The following is a 17,659-nucleotide window of genomic DNA, read 5'->3' as shown; positions in this document are numbered from 1 at the left end:
GCGCACCGGTGGGCCGGCGGGCGGCGGTCAGGCGTTCGCCGGGGCGTTCGCCGGGTCGCTCGTCGTTTCGCTCGCGCAGCATGCCTCGGACGCGGCCTCCCGCACGACCACCTTGCGCAGCGTCAGCACCGCGAGGCCCGCCGCGCCGAGCAGCAGCACCGCTCCCGCGATCGCCGCCGCCTGCATGCCGTTGGTGAAGGCGTCCCGGGCGGTGTCCGTGAGGGCGCGGGCCGCGTCGGACGGCAGGTGGCGTGCGGTCTCCAGGGCGCCGCCGAGGGTCTCGCGGGCCGCGTCGGGCGCGTCGGACGGGATGTCGTGGCGGTAGACCGCCGTGCCGATGGAGCCGAGGACGGCCATGCCGAGGGCGCCGCCGAACTCCGCGCCGGTCTCCAGGAGCGAGGCGGCGGAGCCGGAGTGCGCGACCGGGACGGTGCCGAGCGCCAGATCCATCATCTGGGACATCACGGTGACGATCCCGGAGGCGAGGACCCCGGCGCCGGCCAGGACCAGCCACAAGGAGTCCGTGCCGGCGAGGGCCAGCAGGGCGTATCCGCAGGCGGCGACGGTGAAGCCGCCGGCGACGACGTGGCCGCGGTGCACGCCCTTCTCGACGAGTTGCGCGGCGACCGGCGCCGCGACCCCGACCAGGACCGTGGGGAGCAGCGACCAGAGCGCCGCCGCCATGGAGCTCTTGCCGAGCACGGACTGGAGGTACTGGGTGGTGAAGTAGGCCGAGCCCATCATGCCGAAGGACGAGACGAGGTTGAGGACGACGGCGGGTGCGAAGCCCCGGCCCTTGAAGAGCGAGGGGGAGATCAGCGGGGACCTCGTGGTGCGCTGACGGTGCACGAAGAGGGCGGCGAAGAGCAGGCCGACGGTGATCGAGACGACGTAGCGCACGTTCCAGCCCTCGGACGGGATCTCCTTGACGCCGTAGACGACGGGCAGGACGGCGGCCATGGACAGCGGCACGCTCAGCAGGTCGAAGCGGCCGGGCTCGGGGTTTTTGGACTCGGGCAGTAGGACCGGGCCGAGGACGAGCAGCAGCACCATCGCGGGCAGGTTGACCAGGAAGACCGAGCCCCACCAGAAGTACTCGACGAGGACGCCGCTCATCACCGAGCCGAGCGCGACCCCGCCGGTCATGACGGCCGACCAGAGCCCGATCGCCTTCACGCGCTGGCCGGGGTCGGTGAACATCGTGCGGACGATCGCCATGGTCGACGGCATGAGCGTGGCGCCGCCGACCCCGAGGAGCGCCCGCGCGGCGATGAGCGTCTCCGCGCTGTCCGCGTACGCGGCGAGGGCCGAGGCCGCGCCGAAGGCGGCGGCGCCGATGAGCAGCAGCTTGCGCCGGCCGATCCGGTCGCCGAGCGACCCCATGGTCATGAGCAGCCCGGCGAGCACGAACGCGTAGATGTCGAAGATCCACAGCTGCTGCGTGCCGCTCGGCGCCAGGTCGGCGCTGATCGCGGGGATCGCGAAGTAGAGGACGGAGACGTCCATCGACACCAGGAGCAGCGGCAGCATCAGGACGCCCAGGGCGGTCCATTCACGGCGCCCCGCACGGGAGTTGAGGGGTGTGGTGGTGCTCGTCGGGTTCGTCATGGCAGGAACTGTACGAGCGTCTTAAACGCTTGTCTAGTACTGACGTTTAAGACGCTCGTCTGGATTCTCTGTACAGTGGTGCCATGGGACACCGCGAAGATCTGCTCGAAGGCGCCAAGCGCTGCCTTCTGGAGAAGGGGTTCGTGCGCACGACCGCGCGCGACATCGTCAGGGAGTCGGGGACCAACCTGGCCTCCATCGGCTACCACTACGGCTCGAAGGACGCCCTGCTCGCGCAGGCGTACGTGTCGCTCGCCGAGCACGCGGCGGACGCCTGGGGCGCACCCCAGCGGCTCCCGGGCGCCGACGGCTCGCTGGAGCGGTTCCAGGCCGTCGTGGCGGGCATCACCGAGAGCCTCGGCAAGCCCGGCTCCATCTGGCACCTGAGCATCGAGCTCGTGACGATGGGCGACAAGCTCCCGGCCGTACGGGAGTACCTCTCCACCGCTCAGCGCGAGGCGGGCAGCGGCTTCATCGCCATGATCATGGGCGGCGAGGAGCCCCCGGCCGACGACCCGCGCGTGGACACCCTCGGCAAGTTCTGCTCGGTCCTGCTCCTCGGCCTGGTCGCGCAACACACGTTCGACCCGGAGTTCGTGCCGAGCGCGGCGGAACTGACGGAGGGGATCAGGCTGTTGACGGGGGTGCCCGCGCCCTCAGAGGCGTGACGCCTTCAGCCCCATGTGCAGCAGCAGCCGGTCCTCGCCCTCGTCCAGATCGAGCCCCGTGAGCTGCTCCACGCGGGACAGCCGGTAGTAGAGGGTCTGGCGGTGGATGCCCAGGGCGGCTGCCGCACGGCCTGCCTGGCCCGCGCAGTCCAGGAACGTTTCCGCGGTGCGGGCCAGCTGCTGGTGGGCCGGGGCCAGGAGTGGGGTCACCGCCGGGTCGTGGGCCGCCTCGGCGGGGAGCGCCGTGAGGAGGCGGTACGGGCCGATCGCCGACCACTGCGTGTCGGGGCCGAGGCGCGGGTTGGCCAGGGCGGTGCGCGCCGCCGCCGTCGCCTCCTGCCAGGCCGTCGCGAGGTCGGCGAGGTCGGTGCGCGGGGCGCCGATGCCCGCCGCGACCGCGTCGGTGCCGGCCCGGGCCCGCAGCTTCGCCGCCGCCGTGAGCGCGGGGGAGAGGACTTCCGCCGAGCGCAGGCGGACCAGGAGCGCCAGGCACTGGCCCGTCACGCCCCAGGGCACGGTGCACAGCGCGTCCGCCGCCGGGAGGGAGCGGACCGACGGCGCGTCGTCCGGGTCGGCCGAGGGCCAGGGGGCGACGCACACCACCGTGTGCAGACCCTCCGCGCGGGTGCCGAGCGCCGTGCGCAGCGCCGCCACCGCCATGTCCCGCTGCCACCCGCGCTCGGCGGTCAGCACGGAGTGGAACTCGCGGGTCAGGTCCGCGCCCGCCTGCGCCTCGTCCGCGAGCTGCGCCCCGATCCGGCCCGCGACCTCCATCGCCGCGTCGAGCTGGTCCCGGGTCGGCCCCGGATCGTCGTCGAGCAGCCATACGTAGCCGAGGACGATGCCCCGATGGCGTACGGGGAGACAGATACGGCCGCGATAGACCCCGGCTTCCGGGGTAGCCGGAATACGGACCGGCTCCGTCGCCCGGGTGATGCCGAACCCCTCGAACCAGGCGCGGACCGCCGCCGTGGAGCTCCGGGTCAGGATCGACCGCGTACGGACCGGGTCCAGGGTGGAGGCGTCGAAGTCGGTGTCGGCGTCCGCGTCGCTGAGCTGCGCCCCGAACGCGATCAGCCGGAAATCGCGGTTCTCCAGGGTCGCGGGGGCGCCGAGGAGCGCCGAGATCTCGTCGACGAGTTCCTGATAATCGCCTTTCACCCCTCCAGTCTCTCGCACCTCACCCGCCTCTTCATACAGATGTCTGAGGTGGCGAACACAGATGCGTGACAGCTGTCGATGGCACAGGATCGGGAGGATCCTTAGATTTCACGGTGGTTCCCCGTGCCGTTCCCCTTTTGTAGGGATTCGGCCACTCCTCAACTCATGCTCCGTGGAGGTGCCCCGTGCTGGCTCCCCTGATCCTCGCCGCGTCGCGCAGTGACAAGATGCGCTCGTTCGTGTCGGCGGCGCCGGGCACCAAGCAGGTCGTCGCCCGCTTCATCGCCGGTGAGAACGTCGACCAGGTCGTGCCGGTCATCGAGGACGCCGCCGCCAAGGGGCTCGAAGTCACCCTCGACGTCGTCGGTGAGGACATCACCACCGTCGAGCAGTCGCACGCCGCGCGCGACGCCTACCTGGAGCTGATCGGCCGCCTCAAGGAGCTGGGCCTCGGCGAGAAGGCCGAGATGTCCGTGAAGCTCTCGATGTTCGGTCAGGCACTCGCCGACGGTCACGAGCTGGCCCTCGCCAACGTCCGGCCCGTCGTCGAGGCCGCCGCCGCCATCGGCACCACGGTCACCCTGGACGCCGAGGACCACACCACCCTCGACTCGATGTTCGCCATCCACGAGGAGCTGCGGAAGGACTTCCCGCAGACCGGCTGCGTCATCCAGGCCTACCTCTTCCGCACCGAGGACGACGCCCGCCGCCTCGCCGCCGCCGGCAGCCGCGTCCGCATCGTCAAGGGCGCCTACAAGGAGCCCGCCGAGGTCGCGTACCAGGACAAGGCCGAGATCGACAAGGCGTACGTGCGGATCACGCGCATCCTCATGGAGGGCTCGGGCTACCCGATGATCGGGTCCCACGACCCGCGCCTGATCTCCATCGCGCAGGAGCTCGCCCGGACGGCCGGGCGCAAGCTGGACGAGTACGAGTTCCAGATGCTCTACGGCATCCGCAGCGAGGAGCACCTGCGGCTCGCCGCCGAAGGCCACCGGATGCGTGTGTACACCGCGTACGGCACCGACTGGTACGGGTACTTCATGCGCCGCCTCGCGGAGAAGCCCGCCAACCTGCTCTTCTTCGCCCGCTCGATCCTCACCAAGGACTGAGCCGCCCCACAAAGGCCGTCAAGGCCGCCCGTCGCCGGGCCCCATAGCTTCCCGAACACCTCCCGACCCCCCGAAGGAGATACGGACCATGACGCTGGACGCCGTGACCCGAGTCCCCGCCCCGGTCAACGAGCCGGTGCACGGCTACGCCCCCGGATCGCCCGAGCGCGCCCGCCTGGAGGCCAAGCTCAAGGAGCTGGCCGAGAACCCGATCGAGCTGACCTGCACCATCGGCGGCGAGCGTCGGATGGGCGGCGGCGAGCGCTTCGACGTCGTGCAGCCGCACAACCACAAGGCCGTCATCGGCACGTACGCCAACGCCACCGAGCAGGACGCCAAGGACGCGGTCGACGCCGCCCTGGCCGCCGCCCCGGCGTGGCGCGCGATGTCCTTCGACGACCGCGCCGCGATCATCCTGCGCGCCGCCGAGCTGCTCTCCGGCCCGTGGCGCGAGACGCTGGCCGCCTCCACGATGCTCGGCCAGTCGAAGACCGCCCAGCAGGCCGAGATCGACACCCCGTGCGAGCTCGTCGACTTCTGGCGCTTCAACGTCCACTACGCCCGCAACCTGCTCGCCGAGCAGCCGCCGGCCAACTCGCCGGGCGTGTGGAACCGCATGGACCACCGTCCGCTCGAGGGCTTCGTCTACGCGATCACGCCGTTCAACTTCACGGCCATCGCCGCCAACCTGCCCACCGCCCCGGCCCTCATGGGCAACGTGGTGGTCTGGAAGCCGTCCCCGACGCAGACGCACGCCGCCGTGCTGATGATGCAGCTCCTGGAGGAGGCCGGTCTCCCCAAGGGCGTCATCAACCTCGTCACCGGTGACGGCCTCGCCGTCTCCGAGGTCGCCCTGAACCACCGCGACCTGGCCGGCATCCACTTCACCGGCTCGACCAAGACCTTCCAGCACCTGTGGAAGACGGTCGGCAACAACATCGAGAACTACCGCACCTACCCGCGCCTCGTCGGCGAGACCGGCGGCAAGGACTTCGTCGTCGCGCACCCGAGCGCCGACCGTGCCGTCCTCAAGACGGCGCTGACCCGCGGTTCGTTCGAGTACCAGGGCCAGAAGTGCTCCGCCTCCTCGCGTGCGTACATCCCCGCGTCGATCTGGAACGACGGCTTCAAGGAGGAGTTCGCGGCCGAGGTCGACGGCATCGCCATGGGTGACGTCACCGACCTGTCGAACTTCATCGGCGCCGTCATCGACGAGCGCTCGTTCGCCAAGAACAAGGCCGCGATCGACCGCGCCAAGGGCGACGACTCCTGCACGATCGTCGCGGGCGGCACGTACGACGACTCGGTCGGCTACTTCGTGCGCCCGACCGTCATCGAGTGCACCGACCCGGCCAACGAGGTCTTCACGACCGAGTACTTCGGCCCGATCCTCGCCGTGTACGTCTACGAGGACGACCAGTACGACGCCATGCTGGAGCAGATGGAGTCGGCGTCCGACTACGCGCTCACCGGTGCGGTCATCGCCAACGACCGTGCCGCCGCCGCGCACACGATGGAGAAGCTCCGCTACGCCGCGGGCAACTTCTACATCAACGACAAGTCGACCGGCGCCGTCGTCGGCCAGCAGCCCTTCGGCGGCGGCCGCGCCTCCGGCACCAACGACAAGGCCGGTGCCCCGCAGAACCTGATGCGCTGGACGCTGACCCGCGCCATCAAGGAGACGCTGGTCCCGCCGACCGACTACACCTACCCGCACATGGGCTGACGCCAGCCCGGTGGGCCGTCCCGGCCCACCCCTCTGACCCCGCCCTCGGCCCCGGGCCCCCACCCGGCCGAGGGCGGTGTTGTCTCTACACCGGTTGCACCGTGAGCACGATCCGGCCCTGCGTCCGCCCCGCCGCCGCCACCTCATGCGCCTTGCCCGCCTCCTCCAGGGGCAGCACCGCCGAGACGTGCGGCCGCACCCGCCCCGCCGCCATCAGCGCCGCCGCCTTGCCGAGGGTGGTGCCCGACGGGCGGACGACGACCGGCCGCAGCCGCGCCTCGCGGGCCGCCGCCTCCTCGGGCGTGACGCCGAGCCCGGTCAGGACCGCCGGGACGAGCAGCCCGCCGGGGCGCAGGGTGGCGAGCGAGCGCGGCCCGTAGTCGCCGCCGACCAGGTCGAACGCGAGGTCCACGTGGCGCACGGTCAGCGCGAAGTCCGTCGTCGTGTGGTCGAGGGGTTCGTCGGCGCCGAGGTCCCGCAGGAAGCCGTGCAGTTCGGCGCGGGCGGTGGCGATGACGTACGCGCCCTGGATCTTGGCGAGCTGTACGGCGATGTGCCCGACGCCGCCCGCCGCCGCGTGGATCAGCACCCGGTGCCCCGGCCCGACCCGGCCGAGGTCGACGAGCGCCTGCCACGCGGTGAGGCACGCCCGGGGCGCCGCCGCCGCGTGGACGTGGTCGACGCTGGCCGGCTTCGGCGCGAGCGCGTCGGCGCGCACGGTGACGTACTCGGCGTAGCCGCCGCCCGGGACCATCGCGAACACCTCGTCGCCGGGCCGGAACGCGGTGACGTCCGGGCCCGTCTCCGCCACCACCCCCGAGACGTCGAGGCCGAGCGTGAAGGGCGGGTCGCCGAGGACCGGGGCCTCGCCGGACCGGGCGAGCCGGTCCGCCGGGTTCACCCCCGCCGCGTGCACCCGCACCAGGACCTCGCCCGCGCCCGGCACCGGCCGCGCCGCCTTCACCACCTCAAGGACCTCGGGTCCGCCGAAGCGGCGCTGGCTGATCACGCGCATGGGGGACTCCTCCCAGGGGCCCGCCGGGCCACCGCCGCCCGGCCGGTGCTGCACTCCATCGTGCCCGAGATATCCGGATGCCCGGCGTCGGAAAGCTGACTACCGTGAGCCGGTGACAACGCTGCGCACCGCCCACACGGCCGATCTCACCGCCCCCGAACTCGCCGCCGCCCGCGCCCTGTTGGACGACGCCTTCGACGGCGACTTCTCCGACGCCGACTGGGCGCACGGACTCGGCGGCATGCACGCCCTCGTGCACGACGACTCCGGCGCGCTCCTCGCCCACGGCAGCGTCGCCCAGCGCCGCGCCGTGCACGACGGGCACACGCTGCGCGTCGGCTACGTGGAGTCCGTCGCCGTCCGCGCCGACGTGCGCCGCACCGGGCTCGGCGGGCGGGTGATGGGCGCCCTGGAGCGGGTGATCATGGCCGCGTACGACCTCGGCGCGCTCTCGGCGTCCTCCGACGGGGCGCCGATGTACGTGGCGCGCGGCTGGACCGAATGGAGCGGACCCTTCGCGGCGTACGGCCCGGAAGGAACGATCGTGCTCCCGGCCGACGAGGACCCGCCGTACCTCTTTCCCGCCCTGGTCGCACGGGGTCTGGACCCCTCGCACCCGCTCCTCTTCGACTGGCGCGACGGCGACCTGCTGTGAGGCCTTGGGGTGAGCTCCGTCTCAGATAGTAGGAAGTCCGAGTAATTGTGGAGACAGAACCGGAGTCCTGTCCTAGCTTTGTAGGAGCCGAACGTATCGCTTACCTGGCGAATGGCGGCAGCGAGCCGGAGCACCTGGCAGGCAACCCCTGCGGCCCCGCGCTCCCCGCCTCTTCCGGCCCTCGAAATCCCCCGTGATCTCAAGGAGTCGATCCGTCATGGCCACTGCGACGCCCGCCCGCCGCCGAGTCCGTCACGTCTCCCCGTCGAGCGAAGCCGACCGTCAGACCGCGAAGATCGCCGCCGCCGCGCTCCAGCGCGCCCTGGACCGCAGGGACAACGGCGGCGAGACCGGTCACTGACCCCTCAGGGCCCCCGCCGCACCTCGAAGTGGTCGATCCGCCGCCCGTCCTGGGCGAGCGCCGACACCTTCAGGCGCGGCCGCGCCCCGCTCTTGGCGTCCACCCTGAGCAGGGAGAACCCGCGGTAGCGCACCCGCGACCAGGCGACGGTCTCGTCCGCCGCCCGGTGCCCCTTCCGCCACACGAGGCTGTCGACGGGCTCGTGGGGCCGCTCGCGCCCCTCGTAGCTCTCGGCGCTGCCCGGCCTGAACCCGTACAGATCGCGTCCGCCGCCGCCCGCGGTGACGTACACGATCCCGTCCCGCGTCGGGTCGGTCGCGCCGTCGACCGGCACCTCCCGGCCGACCGCGCCGTCCCTGACGGCGTCGGTCCGCTCGTAGACGTGGTTGTGCCCGTTGATCACCAGGTCCACCTGGTGGCGGGCGAACAGCGGCAGCCACGCCGCCCGCACCCCGCCGTCCGAACCGTGCGTGGACGTCGAGTACGCGCAGTGGTGGAAGAAGACGACCACGAAGTCCACGCCGCGCGAGGCGCGCAGCGCGCCGAGCGTCCGGTTCAGCCAGGCCGTCTGCCGGCCGTCGCTGTGGCCCAGGTTGGCGGGGATCTCGTACGAGACGTCGTTCGCGTCCAGGGCGACGACGCCGACGTTGCCGTAGCGGAACGAGTACGCGCCCGGGGTCGTCCGGGGAGCGAACCCGTTGTCCGGCAGGGCCCAGCGCGCCAGTTGGCCGCCGTAGCCGTCGGGGGAGTACCAGGCCTCCATGTCGTGGTTGCCGGTGGTCACCATCCATGGCACGGTCCGTGCGACCTGCTCGTTCTGCTTGAGGAACCAGTCCCAGGCGCCGGGGTCGTAGCCGTCCGTCCGCTTGCCGTGCCCGGTGCCGTCGGCGTAGCAGAGGTCGCCCGCGTGCAGATGGAACGCGGGGTCCTGGCGCAGCACGAGATGGTTGTTCGCCGCCGCCGCGCTGCCGACGCCCTGGTCGCCGAAGGCGGTGAAGGTGAATGAGTCCGGGTTCGCCGCGGGCGCCGTGCGGAACGCCGAGACGGTCGCGCGGTGTGCGGCGGACGCCGGGTCGTGGCCGTCGTGGCCGACGCCGTAGTAGTACGTCGTGCCCGGACGCAGGCCGTCCAGGGCGGCGTGCACGTAGAACTGGTCGAGCGCGAGGCGCACGCCGTCGACGCCGGGTGTGTGCAGCGCACGGACCTCCGCCTCGATCTTCCGGCTCAGGTCGCCGGGGGCGGTGCCGACACGGACGTACGGTCTGCGTACCGCGAGCGGCGTCTGCCAGGAGATCCGCATCTGGGTGCGCGGGTCGGCGCCGAAGGCGAGGTGGCGGCCGAAGGGCGGGACGGCGGCGGGGGTACTGCTCGCCGAGGCGGCCGGGTTCGTGGTGTGCCTGGTCGAGCAGCCGGTGAGCGCGCCGCCCGCCACCGCGCCCGCCGTGACGAGCGCCCGCCGCCGCGTCATGCGGCTCCGCAGGTACTCGTACTGCTCGGCCATGCTCATCCGGCGCGCGAGCTGTGCCGGTATGCCGAAGTCGGGAAGGTCCATGACGCCGTGATGCCCTCCGCGGTCCAACATCCCCCGCACATACGGGTGAACAGAAAACGGCCGGTTGTCACCCGCCGAGGGTGAGTGTCCGGATTCTGGACACGACGTGTCATCCCATGGGACAGCGAGTACGGTGCGAACCATGTCTCGCAGCATCAATCTCGCAGTGATCCCCGGTGACGGCATCGGCCAGGAGGTCGTGGCCCAGGGTCTCAAGGTCCTCTCCGCCGTCCTTCCGCAGGATGTGAAGCTGGAGACCGAGGTGTTCGACTTCGGCGCCAAGCGCTACCTCGCGACCGGTGAGACCCTCACCGACGCCGACCTCGACGCCCTCAAGAAGCACGACGCCATCCTGCTCGGCGCCATCGGCGACCCGAGCGTGCCCTCCGGCGTCCTGGAGCGCGGCTTCCTGCTCAAGCTCCGCTTCGCCTTCGACCACCACGTGAACCTGCGCCCGAGCCGGCTGCTCCCGGGTGTCGCGACGCCGCTCGCGGGTCAGCCGGAGATCGACTTCATCGTCATCCGCGAGGGCACGGAAGGCCCGTACACGGGCAACGGCGGCACGATCCGCAAGGGCACCGAGCACGAGGTCGCCACCGAGGTCTCCGTCAACACGGCCTTCGGTGTCGAGCGCGTGGTCCGTGACGCCTTCGCCCGCGCTCAGGCCCGCCCCCGCAAGAAGCTCACGCTGGTCCACAAGAACAACGTGCTGACCTTCGCGGGCCACCTGTGGACCGACATCTTCAACAAGGTGGCGAAGGAGTTCCCCGAGGTCACCACCGACTACCTGCACGTCGACGCCGCGACGATCTTCCTCGTCACCGACCCGGCCCGGTTCGACGTGATCGTCACCGACAACCTCTTCGGCGACATCATCACCGACCTCGCCGCGGCCGTCTCCGGCGGCATCGGCGTCGCGGCCTCCGGGAACATCAACCCGAGCCGCGAGTTCCCCTCGATGTTCGAGCCCGTGCACGGCTCGGCCCCGGATATCGCGGGCCAGGGCAAGGCCGACCCCACGGCCACCGTCCTGTCCGTCGCGCTGCTCCTGCGCCACCTCGGCCACGAGGCCGAGGCCGCCCGCATCGAGACGGCCGTCTCCGCCGACCTCGGCGAGCGCGGCACCGCGCCCCGCACCACCGAAGAGATCGGCGACGCGCTCGCCGCCCGAGTAGCCGGCTGACCCGGCGCTCACTCTCGTAGCAAAAGCAGCCGCCGGGTCGCGCCAAGCGCCCGGCGGCTTCTGTACGAGCGGCTCCGGGTGCCACTATCCCCCTGGGGCCGCACCATACCTCACCCTCTGGGCCCGTTCCGAGCACCCCGCCCCACGCGCGATAATCGAACGTGGGGCCGCGATGTACGGAGATAAGCTCGGACGTCCTAGTACAAGGAGTGCAGGCGTGAACGCGGTCCGTCACAACCAACGGTGAAGGACACGCAACCATGACGACGCCCACGATCGAGCTCAAGCCCACCGCCACGCCGCTGTCCGCCGCGGAGCGCGAGGCGATCCTGGCCAACCCGGGATTCGGCCGCCACTTCACCGATCACATGGTGACGGTCCGCTGGACCGAGGGCCGCGGCTGGCACGACGGCCAGCTCATCCCCTACGGCCCGCTCTCCCTCGACCCGGCCACGAACGTCCTGCACTACGCGCAGGAGATCTTCGAGGGCCTCAAGGCGTACCGCCAGCCCGACGGCACGGTCGCCACCTTCCGCCCCGACAAGAACGCCAAGCGCTTCCAGCACTCGGCCTGGCGCCTGGGTATGCCCGAGCTGCCGGTCGAGACGTTCATCGAGGCGTGTGACGCGCTCGTCAAGCAGGACCGTGACTGGGTCCCCGCGCACGGCGGCGAGGAATCCCTCTACCTGCGCCCCTTCATGATCGCGACCGAGGTCGGCCTCGGCGTGAAGCCCGCGAACGAATACCTCTTCATCGTCATCGCGTCCCCCGCCGGCGCCTACTTCCCCGGCGGCGTGAAGCCGGTCTCCATCTGGCTCTCCGAGGACCGCGTCCGCGCCGTCCCCGGCGGCGTCGGCGACGCCAAGACCGGCGGCAACTACGCCGCCTCGCTGCTCGCCCAGGCCGAGGCCGCCGCCAAGGGCTGCGACCAGGTCGCCTACCTCGACGCCGTCGAGCACAAGTGGGTCGAGGAACTGGGCGGCATGAACCTGTACTTCGTGTACGGGGACCGCATCGTCACGCCGTCCCTCACGGGTTCGCTGCTCGCGGGCGTCACCCGCGACTCGCTCCTCGCCGTCGCCGAGGACCTCGGCTACAAGTCCGAGGAGGGCCGCGTCTCCATCGAGCAGTGGCAGGCCGACTCCGCCTCCGGTGAACTCACCGAGGTCTTCGCCTGCGGCACGGCCGCCGTCATCACGCCCGTCGGCACGGTCAAGCGCGCGGGCTCGGAGTGGCAGCAGTCCGGCGGTCAGGCCGGCGAGGTCACGATGAAGCTCCGCGAAGCGCTCCTGGACATCCAGCGCGGCAAGGCCGAGGACAAGCACGGCTGGATGCACAAGCTGGGCTGAACCGTCCCGCCGCGCGGGCCCGGGAGCGTGCCTCTCAGGCCTGCGCGGCGTCGAACCCCGCGAACATCTCGTACAGCTTCCGCTGCGCGTCCGGGCCGAACATCAGCGTGAGGTTGGCCGCCGAATCGGCCGCCGTCTCCGCGGCGCGCGGGAACATCTCCTTCTCGTACGAGGTGAGCGCCGCCTCGGTGTCGCCCCGGTGCTCGACGAGGGCGCGGGCCAGCTCGGCGCCGTCGAACATGGCCAGGTTGGCGCCCTCACCGGCGAACGGCGACATCAGGTGCGCCGCGTCGCCGAGCAGCGTGACACCGGGCACCCGCTCCCACTCCGTGCCGACCGGCAGCGCGTGGATGTGGCGCGGTACGAGCGGCCCGGTGGTGTCCGCGATGAGGGCGCGCAGCCGGTCGTCCCAGCCGTCGAAGAGCGCGAGGACGGCGGCGCGCGCGGCCTCGGTGTCCGAGAAGTCGATCGTGCCGAGCCACTCCTCGGGGGCGCGCACGGCCACGTAGGTGTGAATGCGCCCGTCGACCTCGCGGTGGGTGAGCAGCCCCTTGCCGTCGCCGAGCGTGAACGAGCTGCCGCCCCCGATGAACGAGGCCAGCTCCCCGAACCCCGCCCCGCCGGGCAGCACATCGGCCTCGACGAACGAGATCCCGGTGTACGCGGGCCGGGCGCCGGTCAGCAGCGGCCGCACCCGGGACCACGCGCCGTCGGCGCCGACCAGCAGGTCCGTGGTGAACCGGCTGCCGTCGGCGAGCGTGACGAGGTGGCGGCCGGGTACGTCCGTCGGCTCGGCCGCGGTGACCTTCGCGCCCCAGCGGATCGTGCCCTCCGGCAGCGAGTCCAACAGGATGCGGCGTAGGTCGGGCCGGTGCACCTCGGGGCGTCCGCCGTCCCCGTCGTCCGTGTCGTGGCGGCGCAGCGTGCCGTCCGGGTCGATCATTTTGCTCTCCTCACCCCCGGCCAGGACGATCGCGCGGAACGCGTCGTAGAGCCCGGCCGCGCGCAGAGCGGCCTGCGCCGTCTCCTCGTGCAGGTCGAGCATGCCGCCCTGGGAGCGGGCGTCGGCCGAGGCGTCGAGGTCGAAGAGCGTGCAGGAGACGCCGTGCACGTGCAGGACGCGGGCGAGCACGAGGCCGCCGAGTCCGGCGCCGACGACGGCGATGGGGTGGTGGGGGACGGGGGTGTGCGCGGGGGTGGTCGTAGCGGTGTTCATGGCGGCCTCCTTGTGACGTGGTGACCCTTCCACGCTAACGAACATGTTCGTAACGAACAAGTTCGTGCCGAAGTGTGCGGAGGCCGGGAGTGTGTGCCGGGCGCTCTCAGGCGCCGGTGACGGGAGGCTCGGGCGAGGCCGCGATGCCCGCTATCAGGGCGGCGAAGCCCCAGGTCAGCCGTGCTTCCGGCGCCCCCGCGACGAGCGTCGTGCGGAGCCGGGCGAGCTGCGGGTGCCGGGCCGGGGACGCGGTGGCGAGCGCCGCGGCCGTGGTGTCCATGTGGTTCGCACCGCCGCCCGCGTGCTCGGCGGCGGTGGCGGTCGCGTACATCAGGAGCAGATCGACGCCCCAGGCGGCCCGCGCGTCGGGCACCCCGCCCTCGATGAGCAGCGAGAGCACGGCCTCGACCAGATCCAGGTAGTGCTCGCCCTCGGGGCGCACGGTCAGCGCGGACCGGGCGAGCGACGGGTGGCGGAACAGCATCTCCAGGTACGAGGTCAGCAGCGCCGTGAGCCGGTCCTGCCAGGGCACCGACGCGTCCCGGGCCGGGCCGAGGTCCACCTCGGCGAGGAGCGCGTCGAGCACGGCGGCGTGCAGTTCGTCGGTGTTGCGCACGTAGACGTAGAGCGAGGCGGGCCCGGTGTCCAGCTCGCGGGCGAGGCGCCGCATGGTCACCTTGCCGAGCCCCTCGGTGCGCAGGACGTGCACGGCCGCGGCCACGATGCCCTGCCTGCTCAGGGCGGGTTTCGCGGGGCGCTCCCGGCGGCTGCGCGGGCTGTTCGTCGGCTCTGGGCTGTTCACGGGGCCACGGTAGCCGCAGCGCGGTCCGGCCGTTTAGAGTGGCGTTCAATTCATTTAGAACGGCGTTCAAATCCGAGGAGGTGCGCCGCGTGCGACTGACCCCCACCGAGCGCGACCGGCTGCTGCTGTTCGGCGCGGCCGAGCTGGCCAGGGCCCGCAAAGCGCGCGGGCTGCGGCTCAACGTGCCCGAGGCGACGGCCCTGATAGCGGACACCGTCTGCGAGGCGGCCCGCGACGGGCGCCGGCTCGCCGAGGCGATCGAGGCGGCGCGCTCCGTGCTCGGCCCCGACGACGTGCTGCCCGGCGTCGCGGACGTGGTCACCGAGGTGCATGTGGAGGCCGTCTTCGACGACGGCTCACGTCTTGCCGTGGTCGGCGACCCGATCGGCGGCGGCCTCGGCGCCGACGCGCCCGGCGCGCTGCTGCCGGGCCCCGAACACGCCGATCCGGCACCGCAGTTGACGCTCACGGTCACCAACACCGCGGCCGTCCCGGTCTCCGTCACCTCCCACTTCCACTTCTTCGAGGCCAACCCGCGCCTCGACTTCCCGCGCGCCGAGGCGTACGGGATGCGGCTCGCGGTGCCCGCCGGTTCGTCCGTGCGGTTCGGGCCGGGGGAGAGCCACGAGGTGGGGCTTCTGCCGATCGGCGGCGGCCGGGTCGCGATCGGTTTCGCCGGGCTCGTCGACGGCCCGCTGGACGCGCCCGGCGCCCGCGAGGAGGCGCTGCGCCGCGCGGCGGCCTGCGGATATCTCGGAGTCGATGTCGATTCCGCCGACACGGAGGGGGCAGACCGATGAGCCGTCCCGGAGGCCACCCCGCCGAGGCCCGCCGCCTCACCCCGTACGAGTACGCGAGCACGCACGGCCCGCGCGCCGGCGACCGGATCCGCCTCGGCGACTCCGGGCTCACCATCGAGGTCGAGTCCGACTCCCAGGCGTACGGGGACGAGTTCCTCGCCGGGTTCGGCAAGACCGCCCGCGACGGCCTGCACCTGAAGGCGGCGGCCGTCCGCGAGACCTGCGACATCGTGATCAGCAACGTCGTCGTCATCGACACCGCGCTCGGCATCCGCAAGGTGTCGATCGGGCTCCGCGAGGGCCGCATCCACGCGATCGGCCGCGCCGGGAACCCGGACACCCTCGACGGCGTGGACGTCGTGGTCGGCACGGGCACCACCATCGTCTCCGGCGAAGGGCTCATCGCCACCGCCGGGGCCGTCGACACCCATGTCCACCTGCTGTCCCCGCGCATCATGGAGGCGTCGCTCGCCTCCGGGGTCACCACGGTCATCGGGCAGGAGTTCGGCCCGGTCTGGGGCGTCGGCGTCAACTCGCCCTGGGCGCTGAAGCACGCCTTCTCCGCCTTCGACGCCTGGCCCGTCAACATCGGCTTCCTGGGCCGGGGCTCCTCCTCGCACGACGCGCCGCTGGTCGAGGCGCTCGCCGAGGGCGGGGCCTGCGGGTTCAAGGTGCACGAGGACATGGGCGCGCACACCCGCGCCCTGGACACGGCGCTGCGCGTCGCGGAGGAGCACGACGTCCAGGTCGCCCTGCACAGCGACGGCCTGAATGAATGCCTGTCGGTCGAGGACACACTGAAGGTCCTTGAAGGCCGGACCATCCACGCCTTCCACATCGAGGGGTGCGGCGGCGGTCACGTACCGAACGTGCTGAAGATGGCCGGTGTCCCGAACGTCATCGGGTCCTCCACCAACCCCACCCTGCCCTTCGGCCGGGACGCCGTCGCCGAGCACTACGGGATGATCGTCTCCGTCCACGACCTCAAGACCGACCTGCCCGGCGACGCCGCCATGGCCCGCGACCGCATCCGCGCCGGGACGATGGGCGCCGAGGACGTCCTGCACGACCTGGGTGCCATCGGCATCACCTCGTCCGACGCGCAGGGCATGGGCCGCGCGGGCGAGACCGTCCGCCGGACGTTCGCCATGGCCGGGAAGATGAAGGCCGAGCTGGGCGACCCCGGCGCCGGCCACGACAACGAACGCGTCCTGCGCTACATCGCCAAGCTCACGATCAACCCGGCCATCGCCCACGGCCTCTCCCACGAGATCGGCTCGATCGAGGTCGGCAAGATGGCGGACATCGTGCTGTGGCACCCCGAGTACTTCGGCGCGAAGCCGCAGCTCGTCCTCAAGTCCGGCTTCCCCGCGTACGGGGTCGTCGGCGACCCGAACGCGGCCACCGACACCTGCGAGCCCCTCGTCCTCGGCCCCCAGTTCGGCGCCTTCGGGGCGACCGCCGCCGAGCTGTCCGTCGCCTTCGTCGCCCAGGCCGCCGTCGACCAGGGCCACGACGGGATGCCGACGCGCAGGCGCCGCGTCGCCGTGCGCGGCACCCGGGGGATCGGCCCCGCCGACCTGCGGCTCAACTCCCGCACCGGCGCGGTGGACGTCGACCAGCGCACCGGCCTGGTCACCCTGGACGGCGAACCCCTGCGCTCACAGCCGGCCGAGTCCGTCCCCTCAACCGTCTCTACTTCCTCTGAGGACCCCGCGATGACCTATGTGATGCCGCCCGAATGGGCCCCGCACGAGCGCACCTGGATGGCCTGGCCGGGGCCCAACCCCACCTTCGCGGACGAGCGGGAGCTGGCCGAGGCGCGGACCGCCTGGGCCGCCGTCGCCCACGCCGTACGCCGCCACGAACCGCTGACGATGGTGGTGGGCACGGGGCAGCTCGACTCGGCCCGCGCGCTCCTCGCCCCCGGCATCGACCTCGTCGAGCGCGACCTCGACGACGCGTGGATGCGCGACATCGGCCCGACCTTCGTCAAGGAGCGGGGGAGCGGTGAACTGGCCGCCGTGGACTGGGTGTTCAACGGCTGGGGCGCCCAGGACTGGGCACGCTGGGAACACGACTCCAAGATCGCCCGCCACGTCGCCGACCTCACCGGCGTCCCCGCGCACTCCTCGCCCCTCGTCAATGAGGGCGGCGGCATCCACGTCGACGGCGAGGGCACGGTCCTGCTGACCGAGACCGTCCAGCTCGACCCCGACCGCAACCAGGGCTGGACCAGGGAGGAGGCCGAGGCCGAGATCCACGCACGAATCGGCACGACGAAGGCGCTCTGGCTGCCGCGCGGGCTGACCGGCGACTACGGCGCGTTCGGCACGCGCGGGCACGTCGACATCGTCGCCGCGTTCGCCGCGCCGGGTGTCGTGCTCGTGCACTCCCAGCGCGACCCGGCCCACCCCGACTTCGAGGTCAGCCGCGAGATCATCGGCACCC

General features: G+C 72.1%; 15 protein-coding genes and 1 pseudogene. 10 read left to right on the top strand and 6 right to left on the bottom strand.

Translation table 11 applies throughout. The annotated features are described in order from the left end of the window. Window positions 1-27: 27 nt before the first annotated feature. Window positions 28-1,608 (bottom strand): MFS transporter, encoded by a 1,581-nt coding sequence (locus N5I75_RS01175; RefSeq protein WP_476673317.1) that lies wholly within the window; start codon window positions 1,606-1,608, stop codon window positions 28-30. 83 nt (window positions 1,609-1,691) lie between these two features. On the opposite strand from N5I75_RS01175, the gene N5I75_RS01170 reads away from it, so the two are divergent. Further along, window positions 1,692-2,276: a TetR/AcrR family transcriptional regulator gene (locus N5I75_RS01170; protein WP_476673315.1), complete on the top strand. Its 585-nt coding sequence runs from the start codon at window positions 1,692-1,694 to the stop codon at window positions 2,274-2,276. On the opposite strand, the gene N5I75_RS01165 is transcribed toward N5I75_RS01170, so the two are convergent. Next, window positions 2,265-3,437: a PucR family transcriptional regulator gene (locus N5I75_RS01165; protein ID WP_476673314.1), complete on the bottom strand. Its 1,173-nt coding sequence runs from the start codon at window positions 3,435-3,437 to the stop codon at window positions 2,265-2,267. The genes N5I75_RS01170 and N5I75_RS01165 overlap by 12 nt on opposite strands. A gap of 185 nt (window positions 3,438-3,622) precedes the next feature. Between N5I75_RS01165 and N5I75_RS01160 the strand changes: the two genes are divergently transcribed. Together N5I75_RS01160 and pruA are read left to right on the top strand one after the other, a co-directional pair. Next, window positions 3,623-4,549 (top strand): proline dehydrogenase family protein, encoded by a 927-nt coding sequence (locus tag N5I75_RS01160; RefSeq protein ID WP_476673312.1) that lies wholly within the window; start codon window positions 3,623-3,625, stop codon window positions 4,547-4,549. A gap of 94 nt (window positions 4,550-4,643) precedes the next feature. Next, a complete protein-coding gene (gene pruA, locus N5I75_RS01155; protein ID WP_476673835.1) occupies window positions 4,644-6,275 on the top strand; it encodes an L-glutamate gamma-semialdehyde dehydrogenase in 1,632 nt (543 codons plus the stop codon). A gap of 85 nt (window positions 6,276-6,360) precedes the next feature. Here the strand turns inward: pruA and N5I75_RS01150 are convergent, their stop codons facing one another. Beyond that, window positions 6,361-7,290: an NADP-dependent oxidoreductase gene (locus N5I75_RS01150; RefSeq protein ID WP_476673310.1), complete on the bottom strand. Its 930-nt coding sequence runs from the start codon at window positions 7,288-7,290 to the stop codon at window positions 6,361-6,363. A 112-nt stretch (window positions 7,291-7,402) separates the two neighbouring features. Between N5I75_RS01150 and N5I75_RS01145 the strand changes: the two genes are divergently transcribed. Together N5I75_RS01145 and N5I75_RS01140 are read left to right on the top strand one after the other, a co-directional pair. Beyond that, entirely contained in the window at window positions 7,403-7,945 is a 543-nt protein-coding gene (locus tag N5I75_RS01145; RefSeq protein ID WP_476673308.1) for a GNAT family N-acetyltransferase, read from the top strand. A gap of 217 nt (window positions 7,946-8,162) precedes the next feature. Beyond that, window positions 8,163-8,306 carry a hypothetical protein gene (locus N5I75_RS01140; RefSeq protein ID WP_361065280.1) on the top strand — a complete coding sequence of 48 codons (144 nt, stop codon included), beginning with the start codon at window positions 8,163-8,165 and terminating at the stop codon, window positions 8,304-8,306. A 4-nt stretch (window positions 8,307-8,310) separates the two neighbouring features. On the opposite strand, the gene N5I75_RS01135 is transcribed toward N5I75_RS01140, so the two are convergent. Next, window positions 8,311-9,858, bottom strand: coding sequence for a purple acid phosphatase family protein (locus N5I75_RS01135; RefSeq protein ID WP_476673306.1), 1,548 nt, complete (start codon window positions 9,856-9,858; stop codon window positions 8,311-8,313). Between the two features lie 142 nt (window positions 9,859-10,000). Between N5I75_RS01135 and N5I75_RS01130 the strand changes: the two genes are divergently transcribed. Both N5I75_RS01130 and N5I75_RS01125 read left to right on the top strand, forming a co-directional pair. Beyond that, complete coding sequence (locus N5I75_RS01130) at window positions 10,001-11,041, top strand: 3-isopropylmalate dehydrogenase (protein WP_476673304.1); 1,041 nt, start codon at window positions 10,001-10,003, stop codon at window positions 11,039-11,041. Window positions 11,042-11,301: 260 nt separating this feature from the next. Then, window positions 11,302-12,390, top strand: coding sequence for a branched-chain amino acid aminotransferase (locus N5I75_RS01125; protein WP_476673302.1), 1,089 nt, complete (start codon window positions 11,302-11,304; stop codon window positions 12,388-12,390). A 34-nt stretch (window positions 12,391-12,424) separates the two neighbouring features. Here N5I75_RS01125 and N5I75_RS01120 read toward each other — a convergent pair whose 3' ends face one another. Beyond that, window positions 12,425-13,606 (bottom strand): FAD-dependent oxidoreductase, encoded by a 1,182-nt coding sequence (locus N5I75_RS01120; RefSeq protein WP_476673300.1) that lies wholly within the window; start codon window positions 13,604-13,606, stop codon window positions 12,425-12,427. A 106-nt stretch (window positions 13,607-13,712) separates the two neighbouring features. After that, window positions 13,713-14,408, bottom strand: a complete 696-nt coding sequence (locus N5I75_RS01115) for a TetR/AcrR family transcriptional regulator (RefSeq protein WP_476673298.1) — start codon at window positions 14,406-14,408, stop codon at window positions 13,713-13,715. 89 nt (window positions 14,409-14,497) lie between these two features. On the opposite strand from N5I75_RS01115, the gene ureA reads away from it, so the two are divergent. The 3 genes and pseudogenes from ureA to N5I75_RS01100 all read left to right on the top strand — a co-directional run. Further along, entirely contained in the window at window positions 14,498-15,208 is a 711-nt protein-coding gene (ureA, locus tag N5I75_RS01110) for an urease subunit gamma (RefSeq protein WP_476673296.1), read from the top strand. Continuing rightward, window positions 15,205-16,916, top strand: a pseudogene (locus N5I75_RS01105) (urease subunit alpha). The gene ureA and the pseudogene N5I75_RS01105 overlap by 4 nt, the downstream one beginning before the upstream one ends. A gap of 10 nt (window positions 16,917-16,926) precedes the next feature. Further along, the coding region (locus tag N5I75_RS01100; protein ID WP_476673294.1) for an agmatine deiminase family protein at window positions 16,927-17,659 on the top strand (733 nt) is incomplete at its 3' end.

The sequence above is a fragment of the Streptomyces sp. R818 genome, from assembly GCF_056172735.1.
Note: the sequence above shows the minus strand (reverse complement) of the source record. Positions and strands in the feature narration are given on the sequence as shown.

Coding starts and splice junctions, on each gene's coding strand:
- N5I75_RS01175 (WP_476673317.1), bottom strand. CDS start 1,608: ATGACGAACCCGACGAGCACCACCACACCCCTCAACTCCCGTGCGGGG.
- N5I75_RS01170 (WP_476673315.1), top strand. CDS start 1,692: ATGGGACACCGCGAAGATCTGCTCGAAGGCGCCAAGCGCTGCCTTCTG.
- N5I75_RS01150 (WP_476673310.1), bottom strand. CDS start 7,290: ATGCGCGTGATCAGCCAGCGCCGCTTCGGCGGACCCGAGGTCCTTGAG.
- N5I75_RS01140 (WP_361065280.1), top strand. CDS start 8,163: ATGGCCACTGCGACGCCCGCCCGCCGCCGAGTCCGTCACGTCTCCCCG.
- N5I75_RS01135 (WP_476673306.1), bottom strand. CDS start 9,858: ATGGACCTTCCCGACTTCGGCATACCGGCACAGCTCGCGCGCCGGATG.
- N5I75_RS01130 (WP_476673304.1), top strand. CDS start 10,001: ATGTCTCGCAGCATCAATCTCGCAGTGATCCCCGGTGACGGCATCGGC.
- N5I75_RS01125 (WP_476673302.1), top strand. CDS start 11,302: ATGACGACGCCCACGATCGAGCTCAAGCCCACCGCCACGCCGCTGTCC.
- N5I75_RS01120 (WP_476673300.1), bottom strand. CDS start 13,606: ATGAACACCGCTACGACCACCCCCGCGCACACCCCCGTCCCCCACCAC.